The sequence below is a fragment of the Agromyces albus genome, from assembly GCF_030815405.1.
In the GTDB taxonomy this organism is placed as follows: Bacteria; Actinomycetota; Actinomycetes; order Actinomycetales; family Microbacteriaceae; genus Agromyces; species Agromyces albus_A.
Map to the genome: position 1 here is coordinate 1,726,266 of NZ_JAUSWX010000001.1, position 15,290 is coordinate 1,741,555.

Annotated in this window: 16 protein-coding genes; 12 read left to right on the forward strand and 4 right to left on the reverse strand. The window is 70.1% G+C overall.

Annotation, left to right across the window (positions count from 1 at the left end):
- Positions 1-25: 25 nt before the first annotated feature.
- Together QFZ29_RS08100 and serB are read left to right on the forward strand one after the other, a co-directional pair.
- On the forward strand, positions 26-1,273 hold the full coding sequence (locus QFZ29_RS08100; protein ID WP_306893655.1) for a glucose-1-phosphate adenylyltransferase: 1,248 nt from the start codon (positions 26-28) through the stop codon (positions 1,271-1,273).
- On the forward strand, positions 1,270-1,932 hold the full coding sequence (serB, locus tag QFZ29_RS08105) for a phosphoserine phosphatase SerB (protein WP_306893656.1): 663 nt from the start codon (positions 1,270-1,272) through the stop codon (positions 1,930-1,932). Before QFZ29_RS08100 ends, serB begins: the two co-directional genes overlap by 4 nt.
- A gap of 58 nt (positions 1,933-1,990) precedes the next feature.
- Here the strand turns inward: serB and QFZ29_RS08110 are convergent, their stop codons facing one another.
- Positions 1,991-2,701, reverse strand: coding sequence for a beta-ketoacyl-ACP reductase (locus tag QFZ29_RS08110; protein WP_306893657.1), 711 nt, complete (start codon positions 2,699-2,701; stop codon positions 1,991-1,993).
- A gap of 132 nt (positions 2,702-2,833) precedes the next feature.
- Between QFZ29_RS08110 and QFZ29_RS08115 the strand changes: the two genes are divergently transcribed.
- The 3 genes from QFZ29_RS08115 to QFZ29_RS08125 are packed head-to-tail and all read left to right on the forward strand — an operon-like array spanning position 2,834 to position 4,325.
- Positions 2,834-3,220 carry a DUF3099 domain-containing protein gene (locus QFZ29_RS08115; protein ID WP_306893658.1) on the forward strand — a complete coding sequence of 129 codons (387 nt, stop codon included), beginning with the start codon at positions 2,834-2,836 and terminating at the stop codon, positions 3,218-3,220.
- Complete coding sequence (locus tag QFZ29_RS08120) at positions 3,217-3,498, forward strand: hypothetical protein (protein WP_373426196.1); 282 nt, start codon at positions 3,217-3,219, stop codon at positions 3,496-3,498. Before QFZ29_RS08115 ends, QFZ29_RS08120 begins: the two co-directional genes overlap by 4 nt.
- Positions 3,495-4,325 carry an SURF1 family cytochrome oxidase biogenesis protein gene (locus QFZ29_RS08125; protein ID WP_306893659.1) on the forward strand — a complete coding sequence of 277 codons (831 nt, stop codon included), beginning with the start codon at positions 3,495-3,497 and terminating at the stop codon, positions 4,323-4,325. Before QFZ29_RS08120 ends, QFZ29_RS08125 begins: the two co-directional genes overlap by 4 nt.
- Before the next feature lies 1 nt (position 4,326).
- Here QFZ29_RS08125 and QFZ29_RS08130 read toward each other — a convergent pair whose 3' ends face one another.
- The gene (locus QFZ29_RS08130; RefSeq protein WP_306893660.1) at positions 4,327-5,925 is read right to left on the reverse strand and encodes an ABC-F family ATP-binding cassette domain-containing protein; all 1,599 of its coding nucleotides are present in this window, start codon (positions 5,923-5,925) and stop codon (positions 4,327-4,329) included.
- A 139-nt stretch (positions 5,926-6,064) separates the two neighbouring features.
- On the opposite strand from QFZ29_RS08130, the gene QFZ29_RS08135 reads away from it, so the two are divergent.
- Positions 6,065-7,174, forward strand: coding sequence for a winged helix DNA-binding domain-containing protein (locus QFZ29_RS08135; RefSeq protein WP_306893661.1), 1,110 nt, complete (start codon positions 6,065-6,067; stop codon positions 7,172-7,174).
- 55 nt (positions 7,175-7,229) lie between these two features.
- Here QFZ29_RS08135 and QFZ29_RS08140 read toward each other — a convergent pair whose 3' ends face one another.
- Both QFZ29_RS08140 and QFZ29_RS08145 read right to left on the reverse strand, forming a co-directional pair.
- A complete protein-coding gene (locus QFZ29_RS08140) occupies positions 7,230-7,793 on the reverse strand; it encodes a YceI family protein (RefSeq protein WP_306893662.1) in 564 nt (187 codons plus the stop codon).
- A 98-nt stretch (positions 7,794-7,891) separates the two neighbouring features.
- Positions 7,892-9,073, reverse strand: a complete 1,182-nt coding sequence (locus QFZ29_RS08145) for a glycoside hydrolase family 3 N-terminal domain-containing protein (RefSeq protein WP_306893663.1) — start codon at positions 9,071-9,073, stop codon at positions 7,892-7,894.
- A 79-nt stretch (positions 9,074-9,152) separates the two neighbouring features.
- Here QFZ29_RS08145 and QFZ29_RS08150 point away from each other — a divergent pair, with 79 nt between their 5' ends.
- The 6 genes from QFZ29_RS08150 to QFZ29_RS08175 all read left to right on the forward strand — a co-directional run bounded on the left by QFZ29_RS08150 (position 9,153) and on the right by QFZ29_RS08175 (position 15,284).
- Positions 9,153-10,286, forward strand: coding sequence for a hypothetical protein (locus QFZ29_RS08150; protein ID WP_306893664.1), 1,134 nt, complete (start codon positions 9,153-9,155; stop codon positions 10,284-10,286).
- Positions 10,286-11,185: an oxygenase MpaB family protein gene (locus tag QFZ29_RS08155; RefSeq protein ID WP_306893665.1), complete on the forward strand. Its 900-nt coding sequence runs from the start codon at positions 10,286-10,288 to the stop codon at positions 11,183-11,185. Before QFZ29_RS08150 ends, QFZ29_RS08155 begins: the two co-directional genes overlap by 1 nt.
- The gene (locus tag QFZ29_RS08160; RefSeq protein WP_306893666.1) at positions 11,109-11,603 is read left to right on the forward strand and encodes an Lrp/AsnC family transcriptional regulator; all 495 of its coding nucleotides are present in this window, start codon (positions 11,109-11,111) and stop codon (positions 11,601-11,603) included. Before QFZ29_RS08155 ends, QFZ29_RS08160 begins: the two co-directional genes overlap by 77 nt.
- A 107-nt stretch (positions 11,604-11,710) precedes the next feature.
- On the forward strand, positions 11,711-12,832 hold the full coding sequence (pdhA, locus tag QFZ29_RS08165) for a pyruvate dehydrogenase (acetyl-transferring) E1 component subunit alpha (protein ID WP_306893667.1): 1,122 nt from the start codon (positions 11,711-11,713) through the stop codon (positions 12,830-12,832).
- Positions 12,829-13,854 (forward strand): alpha-ketoacid dehydrogenase subunit beta, encoded by a 1,026-nt coding sequence (locus QFZ29_RS08170; RefSeq protein WP_306893668.1) that lies wholly within the window; start codon positions 12,829-12,831, stop codon positions 13,852-13,854. Before pdhA ends, QFZ29_RS08170 begins: the two co-directional genes overlap by 4 nt.
- On the forward strand, positions 13,851-15,284 hold the full coding sequence (locus QFZ29_RS08175; RefSeq protein ID WP_306893669.1) for a dihydrolipoamide acetyltransferase family protein: 1,434 nt from the start codon (positions 13,851-13,853) through the stop codon (positions 15,282-15,284). Before QFZ29_RS08170 ends, QFZ29_RS08175 begins: the two co-directional genes overlap by 4 nt.
- The last annotated feature ends 6 nt before the right edge of the window (positions 15,285-15,290 follow it).

Sequence of the window (15,290 nt, forward strand, 5' to 3'; positions counted from 1 at the left end):
CCTCGCTCTGGCTACGCTGGGGGGCATGGTGACGCGCAAAGTATTCGGCATCGTCCTCGCCGGCGGCGAGGGCAAGCGACTCATGCCCCTGACCGAAGACCGAGCGAAACCCGCCGTTCCGTTCGGCGGGCAGTATCGGCTCATCGACTTCGCGCTCTCCAATCTGCTGAACTCCGGGCTTCGGCAGATCGTCGTGCTCACCCAGTACAAGTCCCACAGTCTCGACCGGCACGTCTCGCAGACCTGGCGCATGAACGGGCTGCTGAACTCGTACGTCGCGTCGGTGCCGGCGCAGCAGCGGCTCGGCAAGCGCTGGTTCTCCGGCTCGGCCGACGCGATCCTGCAGAGCCTCAACCTCATCTACGACGAGCAGCCCGACATCATCGCCGTCGTCGGCGCCGATCACGTCTACCGCATGGACTTCAGCCAGATGATCGACGCGCACATCGAGTCGGGCGTCGACGCGACGGTCGCGGCGATCCGGCAGCCGATCTCGCTCGCCGACCAGTTCGGCGTCATCGAGGTCGATCCCGAGCGTCCCAGCCACATCAGCCGGTTCCTCGAGAAGCCGACCGACCCGGTGGGCCTCGCGGATGCGCCGCATGAAGTGCTCGCCTCGATGGGCAACTACGTGTTCAATGCCGACGCGCTCATCGATGCCGTGTTGCGCGACGGCGAGCGCACCGATTCGAGTCACGACATGGGCGGCGACATCATCCCGGCGTTCGTGGCCCAGGGCAACGCGGGCGTGTACGACCTCCGGAACAACGTCGTGCCGGGTTCGACCGACCGCGACCGCTACTACTGGCGCGACGTCGGAACGATCGACTCATTCTTCGAGGCGCACCAAGACCTCATCTCGGTGCTGCCGGTGTTCAACCTCTACAACCGGGAATGGCCCATCTTCAGCCAGCAGCTGAACTCCCCGCCCGCGAAGTTCACTCGCGACGCGCGAGGCTCGCTCGGCACGGTCATCGACTCGATCGTCTCGCTCGGCTCGGTCATCTCGGGCGCGCACGTCGAGCGCAGCGTGCTGGGTCCGTGGGCGATCGTCGGCTCCGGCGCGCATGTCGCCGACTCCATCCTCTTCGACCGCGCGCGGATCGAGGCCGGTGCCACCGTGCAGCGGGCGATCCTCGACAAGGAGGTCGTGGTCGAGGCGGGTGCCCGCATCGGCGTCGATCGCGCCGACGACATCGCACGCGGCTTCATCGTCACCGACACGGGCATCACGGTGGTCGGCAAGGGCTCCAGGGTCCGGGCCCTCGCGTGACCGATGGCGCCCCGAACCGCGCGAGCGGCCCGCTCGTCGTGCTCGACGCCGATTCCACGCTCATCCGTGAGGAGGCGATCGAGCTGCTCGCCGAAGCCGCCGGCAGCCTCGCGCACGTGGCGCTGGTCACGGAGCGGGCGATGCGGGGCGAGCTCGACTTCGCTGCGAGCCTCCGGGAGCGCGTTGCGACGCTCGCGGGACTCGATGTCGCCGTGCTCGCCGTGGCTCGTGAGCGGATGACGCCGACGCCGGGCCTCGGTGAGCTCATCGCCGGCGTGCACGCCGCGGGCGGGCGCATCGGCGTGGTGTCGGGCGGTTTCCATGAGTTGCTCGACCCGCTCGCCGAGAGCCTCGGGCTCGACTTCTGTCGGGCCAATCGGCTCGAAGTCGACGGCGGTCGCCTCACCGGGCGAGTCGACGGCCCGATCGTCGACGCCCACGGCAAGGCCGCTGCGCTCGATGAATGGGCGGCGGTCAGCGGCATCCCGCTGCGTCGCACCGTCGCGGTGGGCGACGGCGCCAACGACCTGCTCATGCTCGGGCGCGCCGCCCTCGGCGTGGCGTTCTGCGCGAAGCCGATCGTGCGCGAACGCGCGCACGTCGCGATCGACCGGCCAGACCTGTCGGGCGTTCTCGCACTCCTCGGACTTCGCGGATAGCGGCACCCGGCGGCTGATCGGCCGTCGGCTGCGACATCCGGTTCGAACCGGTGGGTCGCTAGTGGCCCATCCCGAGTCCGCCGTCGACGGGAATCACGGCGCCCGAGATGTATCCGGCGTCGTCGCCGCTCAGCCAGGTGACGACCTTGGCGACTTCGGCGGGCGAGGCGAATCGGCCGAGCGGGATGCTCTTCTTGTACTCGGCCTGCTGGGCCTCGGGCAACTCATCGGTCATGTCGGTCTCGATGAAGCCGGGCGCGACGACGTTCGTCGTGATGTTCCGGGCGCCGAGCTCACGCGTGAGCGACCGGGCCATGCCGACGAGGCCGGCCTTCGACGCCGAGTAGTTGACCTGGCCGGCCGAACCGTAGAGGCCGACGACGCTCGAAATGAGCACGATCCGGCCGAAGCGAGCCTTGAGCATGCCCTTCGATGCGCGCTTGATGACACGGAACGCGCCCGAGAGGTTGGTGTCGATGACGCTCGTGAACTCGTCTTCACTCATGCGCAACAGAAGCGTGTCGCGGGTGATGCCGGCGTTCGCCACGACGACCTCGACGGGACCGAGCGCCGCCTCGACCTCGGAGAATGCCTGGTCGAGCGATGCCGCATCCGTGACATCCGCCCGCACCGTGAGCGAGCCTTCGGGGCCTTCTCCTGAGCGTGCCGTGACGGCGACACGATGGCCCTGTGCGAGGAACTCGCCGGCGATCGCGAACCCGATGCCCCGATTGCCCCCGGTCACGAGGACGGTGCGGCTCGTCGTCATTCTGGACTCCGTTTCTGTGCGTGCGGCCGATCGGCCCGTCCCAGCATACGGCTGTCCATTCCGGGGTATCCGCCCGTGCCCAGCGGCGTAGGCTTGAGGCGGAGGAGCGCCGAGCGACCCACGGCGAGCATCATGAAGCAGCAGTCGATCACCACGCTCCCGCCCTCGCCGGAGGCCGAGCGGCGCTCGCGCATGATCAAGTACTCGGTCGCGATGTCGATCCGGGTGCTCTGCATCGTCGCGATGCTCTTCGCACAGGGATGGTGGCTCGTGGTGTTCGCAGCCGGGGCGATCTTCCTGCCGTACATCGCGGTCGTGCTCGCGAACGTGGGCGGCCCGACGCGCGCGCCGCAAGTGCTCCGCCCTGGCAACCTGCTGCCGACGACCCCCGCGGGCCCGAGCGCGCGTCCCGACACGGCCGAGGCGCCGTCGACGCCGGATGCGCCGATGACCGAAGCGCCCACGACCGATGCGCCAGAGCCGAACGAGGAACCCGACGCCGAGCGAGGCGGCCGGTGATCGGCGGTCTCGGCGGTGTGGGCGGCGAGCTCGCACAGGCAACCTGTTCTCGCGCGGGATGCCGCGAAGCGGCCGCGTGGCGCATCGAATGGCGCAACCCGCGCATCCACACGGGCGACCGATCCAAGACATGGCTCGCGTGCGAGGAGCACGTCGAGTACCTGCGCGAGTTCCTCGACGCGCGCTCGTTCCCGGTCGAGGTGCGACCGTTCGCGGCATCCGACACCGTCGTCGAGGCCGGTTCGACTCCGGATGCCGCCACGAGGAGTGATTCGTGAGGTCGTGGTCGTTCCTCCGCTCGCCGCGCTGGGCCGGGTACCTCGCCCTCACCGTCGTCTTCGCGGTCGCGTGCTCGGCGCTCGGCACCTGGCAGTTGAACCGCCGCGCCGAGGCGCTCGCCGAGGTCGCGCGGATCGACGCGAACTACGACGCCGAGCCCGTGCCGCTCTCCGAGGCGCTGCCCGACCCGGCCGCGTTCGACGTCGACCAGCGCTGGGAGGTGGTCGAGCTGTCGGGCAGCTACCTCGTCGACGAGGAGGTCGTCGTGCGAAACCGCCCGTTCGAGGGCAACTCGGGCTTCGAGGTGATCACGCCGTTCCGACTCGATGACGGGCGTGTCTTCTGGGTGAATCGCGGATGGATCGCGCAAGCACCCAACGGGCGCCCGAGCGAAGTGCCGCCCCCACCCGACGGGCACCTCGAGATCACTGCACGGCTGAAGGCCGGCGAGGACCGCATCGCCGGGCGCACGTCGACGGGCATCGAGCTCGCGACGATCGACCTCGACGAGCTCGCCGCTCGCATCGACGAGCCGAGCTACACGGGCGCGTACGGCGTGCTCGTTGAGTCGCGTTCGGAGAGCGATGAACCGCCGCTCGCCGCGGCGCGGCCAGTACGCGATGAGGGGCCGCACCTGTCGTATGCCCTGCAGTGGTTCGTCTTCGCCCTGCTCGGGTTCATCGGACTCGGGTGGTCGGCGAATCAGGAGCGGCGGGCGATCGCCGAGCTCGCAGCCGGACCGGATGCCCCGCCGGCCCCGCCGCGCAAGCCGAGGCGCGAGCGTGGCGACGCCGACATCGAGGACGAGATCCTCGATCGGCGGTGACTCAAGCGAGCTCGATGAGCTCCTGGTACTCGCTGCTCCAGTGGTCTTCCGTGCCGTCGGGCATGATGAGCACGCGCTCGGGGTTCAGTGCCTCTACCGCGCCCGGGTCGTGGCTCACGAGCACCACGGATCCCTCGTAGTGGGCGAGCGCGTCGAGGATCTCGGCGCGGCTCGCGGGGTCGAGGTTGTTCGTCGGCTCGTCGAGGAGCAGCACGTTCGCACCCGACACCACGATCATGGCGAGGGCGAGACGAGTCTTCTCGCCGCCTGAGAGCACACCGGCGGGCTTGTGCACGTCGTCACCCGTGAACAGGAACGAGCCGAGCACCTTGCGCGCCTCGGTCTCCGTGAGGTTGGGTGATGCGCTCACCATGTTCTGCAGCACGCTGCGCTGCACGTCGAGGGTCTCGTGCTCCTGGGCGTAGTAGCCGACACGGAGTCCGTGGCCGGGCTCGACGACGCCCGTATCAGGCAGGTCGACCCCTGCGAGGATTCGGAGCAGGGTCGTCTTGCCCGCACCGTTCAAACCGATGATGACGACCTTCGACCCGCGGTCGATCGCGAGGTCGACGGCCGTGAAGATCTCGAGCGAGCCGTAGCTCTTCGACAGGTCGCTCGCCGTGATCGGGGTGCGGCCGCATGGGGCGGGTGTCGGGAAGCGCAGCTTCGCCACGCGATCGACGGCGCGCACCTCGTCGAGGCCGGCGAGGAGCTTCTCGGCACGAGCGACCATCTGGTGCGCCGCAGCAGCCTTCGACGCCTTCGCGCCGAACTTCGCGGCTTGCAACTGCAGGACGCCGGCCTTCTTCTCGGCGTTCGCCCGCTCTTTCTTGCGACGCTCTTCATCGGCGGCGCGCTGGCGCTGGTAGTGCTTCCAGCCCATGTTGTAGACGTCGATCATCGAGCGGTTGGCGTCGAGGTAGAAGACGCGGTTCACGACCTCGCCGACGAGCTCGACGTCGTGGCTGATGACGATGACGCCCCCGCGATAACCCTTGAGGAACTCGCGGAGCCAGACCACCGAGTCGGCGTCGAGGTGGTTCGTCGGCTCGTCGAGGATCATCGTCTCGGCGGCGGAGAAGAGAATGCGGGCGAGCTCGATGCGGCGGCGCTGGCCGCCAGACAGCGTCTTGAGGGGCTGGTCGAGGATGCGATCAGGCAGGTTCAGGTTCGAGGCGATCGAGGCGGCCTCGGCCTCGGCCGCATACCCGCCGAGCGCCGTGAAGCGGTCGGTGAGGTTGCCGTACTTCTTCATCGCGCGCTCGGCGACGGCCGCGTCGTCGCTGCCCATCTGCATCGAGGCCTCGTGCATGCCGAGCACGAGCGAGCCGAGTCCGCGGGCGTCGAGGATGCGCGTGCGGGCGAGCATCTCGGGGTCGCCCGAGCGCGGATCTTGCGGGAGGTAGCCGATCTCGCCGCCGCGATCGATGCGGCCGCCGGTCGGCAGGGTCTCGCCGGCGAGGGTCTTCGTGAGTGTGGTCTTGCCGGCGCCGTTTCGGCCGACGAGGCCGACCTTGTCGCCCGGGGAGATGCGGAAGTCGACGTGCTCCATGAGCACTCGTGCGCCGATTCGGATCTCGAGATCATGGACGGCGAGCACGGGAATCCTCCGGAGCGACGGGTGTGGGATGGCGTGCCGAGCGGCACAGCCTCCCAGTCTATCGGTCCGGGGCGGCCGAACATCGACGGCAGCTGTACGGCGGGCGACGGATGTCACCGGCATCCGCCAGACTCGGGGCATGCCCAAGCTCGCCAGCGACGCTCGCGTTCGCGCCGCCCGCCTCGACGCTCACGGACTGCGGAGCGGCCTGCCGTCGGTCACCGCCGCGGTCACGAGGCTCGGCGCCATGCAGGCGCAGGACCTCACCGCCGCGAAATGGGTGATCGGGGCGCGAGTGCCGGGCTCGGTCGCCGCCGATGTCGATGCGGCGATCACGTCTCGCGAGATCGTGCGGTCCTGGCCGATGCGAGGCACACTCCATCTGCTTCCGACCGTGTCGCTGCGCCCGATCCTCTCGATCACCGGCCCGCGGGAGCTGCAGCGCGCGGCGACGCGCCATCGGCAACTCGAGCTCGACGATGCCGTCTACCGGTCCGCCCGCGCCGTCGCCGAGACGGAGCTCGCGGGCGGCGCCTCCCGCTCACGCGATGAGCTGCAAGCGGCGTGGAACGCCGCAGGCATCGAGACGACCGGACAGCGCGGCTATCACCTCATCTGGTGGCTCGCCAACGACGCGGTGGTCTGCTGGGGCCCGACCGAGGCTCGTGGACAGCGACTCGTGCTGCTCGACGAGTGGGCACCCGGCACGGCTCGGCACACCGACCGCGATGAGACGCTCGCGGCCATGTTCGTCGCGTACATCACCGGGCACGGGCCGGCGACCGTTCGCGACTTCGCGTTGTGGAGCGGCCTGACGCTCAGCGATGCACGCGTCGGCCTCCTCGCCGCCGGAGACGCCGTCACCCCGTTCGACGACGAGCGCTTCGTCGCTGCCGACTCCGGGTGGCCGGCCGACACCGACTCCGACACACCGCGCGTGCGGAGCAGACTGGCCCTCGCCGCGTTCGACGAGTACTTCCTCGGCTACGCCGATCGCACCGCGGTGTGCAATCCGGTGCACGCGACGAGCGTCGTTCCGGGTGCGAACGGCGTCTTCCAGCCGATCCTCGTGTCGAGCGGCCGCGTCGTGGGCACGTGGAAGCGCACGCCCGGGCGCGGCCCGCAGTCCGTCGCGCTCGCCGGCTTCGACGCGACATCCGCCATCGAGCCATCGGCCTACCGCCGGGCGTTGGGTGAGTGGGCCCGCTTCTGGGGGCTCGAACTCGGCGAGATCACCGCACGAACGTGAAGGCATGCGAACGGGCGGTCCCGACCTGCGAGACCGCCCGTTCGATGGAGTGGAATTACTGCTCGAGCGCGGCCTGCAGCTCGAGGGTGATCGTCACGGCCTCGCCGAGGAGCACGCCACCGGTCTCGAGTGCCGCGTTGTAGGTGAGGCCGAAGTCCTCGCGGTTGATGACGGTCTTCGCCGTCGCACCGCCCTTGTAGTTGCCGTAGGGGTCGCCGCCGAAGCCGCCGAACTCGAAGTCGAACGTGACGCGCTTCGTGACGCCGCGGATCGTGAGATCGCCGTCGACCTTGAAGTCGCCGTCGTCGACGCGAACGCCAGTCGACACGAAGTCGATCGTCGGGTACGTCTCGGCGTCGAAGAAGTCGCCCGTGCGGAGGTGGCCGTCGCGGGCCGGCTCATTGGTGTTGATCGAGGCGACCTCGGCCGACGCGGTCACGCTCGAGTCGAGCGGGTTCTCACCGGTCACGAAGGTCGCGTCGAAGCGCTCGAACTTGCCCTTCACCTTGCTGATCATGAGGTGGCGGAGACTGAAGGCGACCTCGCTGTGCGCGTTGTCGATCTTCCAGGTGCCAGCCTTGTAGCCGGGGATCTCGGTCGTCAGGGCGGTGCTCGTCATATTCAGCGGTCTCTCTCCAGGTCGATGTCGCGCGGCCGATCGGCCACACACATGCAAACACATGAATCCGGGAGGTATTCCCAATACCCAGATACGACTCAGGTTGAGAGCGCTCGCCGCATCGTCAGCACGCGCGTGACGGCGTCATCGAGGCGCTCCTGGCTGATGCGGCCGCTCTGCACGGCCGCCGCGATCGCGCCGGCGAGTGAGGGCACCGAGATACCGAACTCTGCCGGGTCCGCCGGCAGCACGTACAGCAGCAGGTCGGCACCCGCCGCGACGGCGCGCACGGCGTTCTCGCCCGGATCGGCGAACTCGGGCAAGCCGTTGTGCTGCAGCATGAGCATGTCGTCGGTGACGACGATGCCATCGAAGCCGAGTTCGTCTCGAAGGATCCGATGCCACTCCGGGGAGAGTGAGGCCGGGGCGGCATCGATCGCGGGATAGGCCAGGTGGCCCGTCATGACCATCTCGGCGCCGGCGTCGATTCCCGATCGGAAGGGCAGGGCAGGGCCGGCGCGCCATTCCTCGATCGTCAGGGGTGCACTCGGGACGCTCATGTGAGAATCGCCGGGAGCGGCACCATGGCCCGGGAAGTGCTTGAGCGTGCTCGCGACGACGCCGCGCTCCCCCGCCACCGCAGCCGCGACGCGCTCGGCCGAACCCGCCGGATCGGTGCCGAGCACACGGCCGTAGATGAACGAGCCGGGATCGGCGGTCACGTCGGCGACGATGCCGAAGTTCGCTGAGATCCCGCCTTCGGCGAGGTACCCGGCACGCGAGGCGAATGCGTCGCGCGTCGCCGCGGGCGGCTCGCCGCGCAGGCCTTCGGCGCCCGCCGCGTCGTCCCACTCGAGCCGCTGCACCTCACCGCCCTCCTCGTCGATGCCGATGAGCGGCGGGGCTTCGGGGTCGACCGCGAGAGCCGTGGTGAGTGCGGCGAGTTCGGCCGGCGTGGCGGGCATGTTGTCGCCCATCAGGATGAGCCCGGATGCCCCGGCATCGAGGAGCGCGCGGAGCGGCGCCGGGTCGGTGCCGGGCGCATGCAGCATGAGCAGCGCGGCGGACTTCTGCTCGAGCGTGAGCTGCGACATCCGCTCGTCGACCCAAGCGGCGATCGGGTCGACCGGGGGCGGCGTTGTCGTCGGCTTTGTCGTCGCAGGAGGCGCCGGCGTGTTCGATTCGGGTGATTCTGCCGGTGCGCCGCCCGCGCATGCGGCCAAGCCGATGAGCACCGCCGTCATCAGGAACGGCAGCGCAGCCGTTCGCTTGACTCGCACCGGCCCGAGTTTACGCTGCGTGTCCGAACGAACGCTGCGCCGCAGCTGGGTAGACTCGCGTGGCCCGAGGGGGGTGGGGATGCGATCCGGGATCCGTCTGCTGGCAGGACTCGCCGTGGTGCTCGCGACGACCCTCACCGTGCCCAGCGCCGCCTCCGCCGAGGAGTATCCGAGCTGGGAGGACGTGGAGTCCGCCAAGCGCGACGTCGCGTCACGTGAAGCCGAGGCGAGCCGTATCACGGCCTTCGTCGACGAGCTCGAGGCCGAATCCGGCCGACTCGGTGACGCTGCCGTCGCCGCGGCAGCCGCATCCGCAGCTGCCGAGTCCGCGCACGCGGACGCCTCGGCACGCGCCGAGACGATGCGCGCGAGCGCCGATGCAGCCGAGGCCGAAGCCACCTCGGCCGCCCGGCAGCTCGCCCGGGTCGGGGCCGTGCTCGCGAGATCAGGCGGCGCGGATGTCACGTTGCGCCTCCTGTTCGGACCCGACGACGACCACGATCTCCTCATCGGCCTGTCACGGGCGGCGCAACTGACGAACGTCTACGGCTCGGTCGTCGATCGAGCGCGCGCCGCCGAAGCGGACGCGGCGGCGCTCAGCGCGCAAGCCGAGGTCGCCGAAGGAGAGCGAGCCCGCCTCGCGCGTGAGGCAGCCGCAACTGCCGAAGCGGCTCGCATCGCGCACGAGGCCGCCGCCGCTCGCGTCGCCGAGCAGCAGGCCGCACTCGATACGCTGTATGCCCAGCTCGCGAGCCTGCGCGACCGCACGGTCGAGCTCGAGCGGAGCTTCCGGGTCGGCCAGCAGGCGGCGGCCGACGAGGCCGCACGACGAGCGGCAGCGGCAGCTGCGGCCGCCAACGCCGGATCCGGCGGCGGCGGCGGTGCTCCTCCGCCCGGCATCGTCGTCGACCCGGCAGCAGCGAAGGCGTATGCGGCCGGCGCCATCGCGCGCCACGGCTGGGGCGACGGCGAATATCGCTGCCTCGTGCTCCTGTGGACGCGCGAGTCGAGCTGGCGCGCCGACGCCTACAACGCGTCGAGCGGTGCCTACGGCATTCCGCAGTCCCTTCCGGGCAGCAAGATGGCGGCCGCGGGCGCCGACTGGCGCACCAACGCCGCGACGCAGATCGACTGGGGGCTCTCGTACATCGCGGCGCGCTACGGGGCCCCGTGCGGTGCATGGGCGCACTCAGAGGCGTACAACTGGTATTGATGCCACATCAGGACGAACGCGAAGCCTTCCGCCGCCACGGGGCGGAAGGCGTGCTGCTCCTCGGTGGTGGGGCTGCGATCCTCCTCCAGCTCGCGGATCCCCGGGTAGCCCGAGGCGTCGCCCGGCACAGCGGATTCCGCGAACGGCCGCTCGACCGCCTCCTCGGGACCCTCGACTACGTCTACGCGATCGGCTTCGGCGACGACGAGATCGCCGAAGCCGCCGTGCGCACCGTGAACGCGCGGCACGCGCCGGTGCGGGGGCCCGCGTCCGCAGAGTCCCCCGAGTACAACGCCTTCGACGCCGATGCGCAGCGCTGGGTCGCATCGACGCTGCTCGCGGTCGCACTGGAACTGCACGAACGGCTCTGGGGCCCGCTCGACGCCGCGGCCGGAGACGCGATCGTACGGAGCTACGGGGCACTCGGCCACCGACTGCAGTCGGCACCCGCCGGCTGGCCGGAATCCCGAGCCGAGTTCGACGCATGGTGGGACGAGCGGGTCGCGCTGCTCGAGGTCGGCGCCGACGCCCGATCGGTCGCCCGGTCGTTGCTCTCAGGAGCATCCGCGCTGCCGTACGGCACCGCCGCGTTCCTTCCCCCAGTACGACTCATCACCGCGGCGCTGCTGCCGCCTGACGTGCGAGAAGCGTACGGATTCCGGTGGACGCCCCGGGTCGAACACGTCGCCAACGGATGGCTCGACGCCATCGCGACCGTCTGGCCGTTCCTGCCCCGGATGATCCGCCACGCCCCGATGCACGCATCTCTCCGACGCGCGCGACGCCGCAGCCGGTACGCTGAGCTTGAGCATGAGGACGACGATGACCCAGCAACCACTGCACCGGAACGAGGCGCTCGACAACATCGATCGGCGTATCGTCGCCGAGTTGAGCCGTGATGGGCGACTCTCGGTGCGAACCCTCGCCGAGCGCGTGCACATCTCGCGCACCGCGGCCCACAATCGGGTGCAGCTGCTGCTGAAGCGCGGCGTGATCACCGGCTTCGGGGCGCAGATCGATCGCAAGGCCATCGGCCTGCACATCTCCGCGCTCGTCGTCGTCCGCATCGGCGAGGTGTCCTGGGAGGAGATCGCCGCGAAGCTCGCGACACTTCCCTTCGTCGAGAAGGTGCAGGCCGTCTCCGGCGACATCGACATCATGCTCACGGTCAGCGCCCCCGACCACGAGCAATTGAGCCAGGCGATCCTGCGCGACATCCACGACATGCCCGGCGTCGTCTCGACGAGATCGCACCTGATCCTCGCCGAACTCGACGGACATCCGCCCGCGCAGACCCTGGACATCTGGCACGCCTGAGCGCCGCGAACCGGACGCACGGCAACGGTTTCGTGCCCGCCGGGCCGATCGTTCACGCTTGCCGAAAAGGCGATGCGACGGCCTCGTGAGAGGCGCACCATGGCCATATGAGCCTCAATGTCGAGCATGACGCAGCCCGTCGAGCCCTTCCCTCCGAGAAGCCGCTCCGGTTGCTCGACAATGCCGGGCACGCGGTCACCGGAGCCGCCACCGGCGGGTTCAGCCTGCCCGGCACCGAGACCCTCCTCGACCTCTACCGCAAGATGGTCGTCGCCCGTCGGTTCGACGTGCAGGTCACCGCGCTCACGAAACAGGGTCGGCTCGCGACCTATCCCTCGGCGTACGGGCAGGAGGCATGCGAGATCGGCGCCGTCTCCGCGATCACCGCCGACGACTGGCTCTTCCCGACCTATCGCGAGAGCGTCGCACTGCTCACGCGCGGCATCGATCCGGGCGACATCCTGAAGTCCTTCCGCGGCGACTGGCACAGCGGCTACGACCAGCGCGCGCACCGCACGTCCACGCAGACCACACCCCTCGCGACCCAGGCGCTGCACGCCGTCGGCCTCGCGCATGCCGCGCGGTTGCGGCACGACCCGATCGTCGCACTGACCTTCATGGGCGACGGCGCGACGAGCGAGGGCGACGCGCACGAGGCGTTCAACTTCGCCGCGGTGTGGCAGACGCCCACGGTGTTCATCGTGCAGAACAACCAATTCGCGATCAGCGTCCCGCTCTCGCGGCAGACGCACGCGGCCACGCTCGCCGACAAGGCGGTCGGCTACGGCATGCCCGGCTTCCACGTCGACGGCAACGACGTCGCCGCCGTGTACGCCGTGACGCGCGCCGCGGTCGACCGCGCGCGAGCAGGCGGCGGCCCGACGCTCATCGAGGGGCTCACGTACCGGATCGAGGCGCACACGAACTCCGACGACCCGACGCGCTATCGCCACGCCCGTGACGTCGAGCACTGGAAGCGGCGCGATCCGATCGAGCGGCTCGAGAAGTACCTCGTCTCCGAGGGCGCCCTCACCGAGGCGACCAGATCCGAGATCACGGATGCCGCCGAGGCGCTCGCCACGCACACGCGCGAGGTCATCACCGCCGAGGCCGAGCTCGATCCGCTCGAGCTCTTCGATCACGTGTACGCGAACCCACGCGCTGCCTTGCTCGAACAGCGCGCCCGCCTCGAGGCGGAACTCGCCGAAGCTGCCGCGGAGTCACGATGACCGCGACGAAGACGAGAAGCGGTGGCGGCGCGGCATCCGCGCCCACGCAGCTCACGATGGCCGGCGCACTGAATGCCGCGCTCCGCGACGCGATGGCCGAGGACGACCGCGTCGTGGTCTACGGCGAGGACGTCGGCCCGCTCGGCGGGGTGTTCCGGGTCACCGACGGGCTTCAGCAGCAGTTCGGCGACGAGCGCATCTGGGATTCGCCGCTCGCGGAATCGGGCATCGTGGGCACCGCGATCGGCATGGCGATCTACGGAATGCGACCCGTCGTCGAGATGCAGTTCGACGCGTTCAGCTATCCCGCGTTCGAGCAGATCGTCTCGCACGTCGCGAAGATGCGCAATCGCACGAAGGGGCGGGTGAGCCTGCCGCTCGTGGTGCGCATTCCGTGCGCCGGCGCGATCGGGGGCGTCGAGCACCACTCGGACTCCTCGGAGTCGTACTGGGCGTCCACACCCGGCCTCACAGTCGTGATGCCTTCGAACCCCGCAGACGCCTACTCGATGCTCCGCGAGGCGATCGCGAGCGACGATCCCGTGATCTTCATGGAGCCGAAGAGCCGATACTGGGCGAAGGCGCCGCTCGCGCTGCCCGTGACCACCGCGCCGATGGACCGCGCGCTCGTCGTCCGCGAGGGCTCGGACGTGACGCTCATCGGCTACGGCCCCACCGTGCGCACCGCCCTCGAGGCCGCCGACGCGGCAGTCGACGAAGGACTCTCAGTCGAGGTCATCGACCTCCGCAGCCTCTCACCGTTCGACGACGAGACGGTGTCGGCCTCCGTACGGAAGACCTCGCGAGCGGCCGTCATCCACGAAGCGGCCCAGTTCGGCGGTTTCGGCGCCGAGGTCGCCGCACGCGTGACCGAGCGGAACTTCTACCATCTCGCCGCGCCCGTGCTGCGGATCACCGGCTTCGACATCCCGTACCCGTCGCCGAAGCTCGAGGAATACCACCTGCCCACGGCCGACCGCGTGCTCGCCGCACTCGCGAGCTGGGAATGGGACCTGTCATGAGCCGTGCATTCATCCTCCCCGATCTCGGCGAGGGCCTCACGGAGGCCGAGATCGTCGCGTGGCTCGTCGAGCCCGGCGACGAGGTGGCGATCGACCAGCCGGTCGTGGAGCTCGAGTCGGCGAAGTCCGTCGTGCAGTTGCCGAGCCCGTTTGCGGGCGTCGTCGAGACGCTCGGCGGCGAGGTCGGGCAGGTACTGCACGCGGGCAGCGTGCTCATGACCCTGGCGGGCGGCGCCGGTGACGCGGCCCCGCCCGGCGTACCTGCCGAAGCCGCCTCGGCGGAACCGGCAGAGCGCGCGGTGGCCGAGGTCGCCGAGGCGACGGATGCCGCCGCAGCATCACCCACGTCCGAGGGCTCCGGCGCCGTGCTCATCGGCTACGGTACGCGCGAGTCGACGATCACGAAGCGGGCGCCCGGCACGCCCGCCCGATTCGGGCGCCGCTCCCCGGGCGGTCCGGCGCCCCAGCGGCAGCAGGCTCCGGCGCGACTCGATCCGGCACGGCGCTCCCCCGTCGTCTCCCCGATCGTGCGGCGCATCGCGCGCGAGAACGGCTTCGATGCGAGTCAGCTCGTGGGCTCCGGCCCCGATCATCTCGTCGTGCGCCGCGATGTCGAGTCCTTCATCTCCGAGCGTGCCGGCACGGAGATGGCCGCCCGCGCCGGCGCGCCGATCGAGGCCCTCGAGGCACCCGAAGCCACACCGAGACCGGTCCCGGCGACACCTCTCGCGAGCATCGAGGGCGATCGCCGCGTGCCGCTCGACCGCATGGCCCGAGCCGCCGCCGCCCACTTCACGCGTTCGCGCCGGGAGATCCCCGAGGCGACCGTCTGGATGGATGTCGACGCGACCCAGTTGCTCGACGCGCGCAGACAGCTGCAGGAGGCGACGGGTGAGCGTTTCGGCATCACCGCCCTCGTGGCACGATTCGTCGTCGCCGGATTGCACAAGCATCCGGCTCTCAACTCGAGCTTCGACGCCGCGCGCGAGGAGATCGTCTACCACTCGGCCGTGAACCTCGGACTCGCCGCGCAGACTCCCCGCGGACTCCTCGTGCCGGTGGTGCACGGAGCCGAGCGGATGTCGCTGCGCGAGTTGCGCGACGCCATCGCGTCCCGCACCGAGGAGGCCGAGAAGGGCGCGTTCTCGCCCGCGTCCCTCACGGGCGGTACCTTCACGCTGAACAACTACGGCACGCTCGGCGTCGACGGCTCGGCGGCGATCATCAACCATCCAGAGGCCGCGATGCTCGGCATCGGCAGGCTCATCGACCGACCGTGGGTCGTCGACGGCGAGCTCGCCGTGCGCCGCGTCACGGAGCTCACGCTCTCATTCGACCACCGAGTGTGCGATGGTGCCGACGCGGCCGCGTTCCTGACGTTCGTCGGCACGTGCATCGAACGCCCGGTGTCGGTGCTCGCAGAGCTCTAGCCCCGC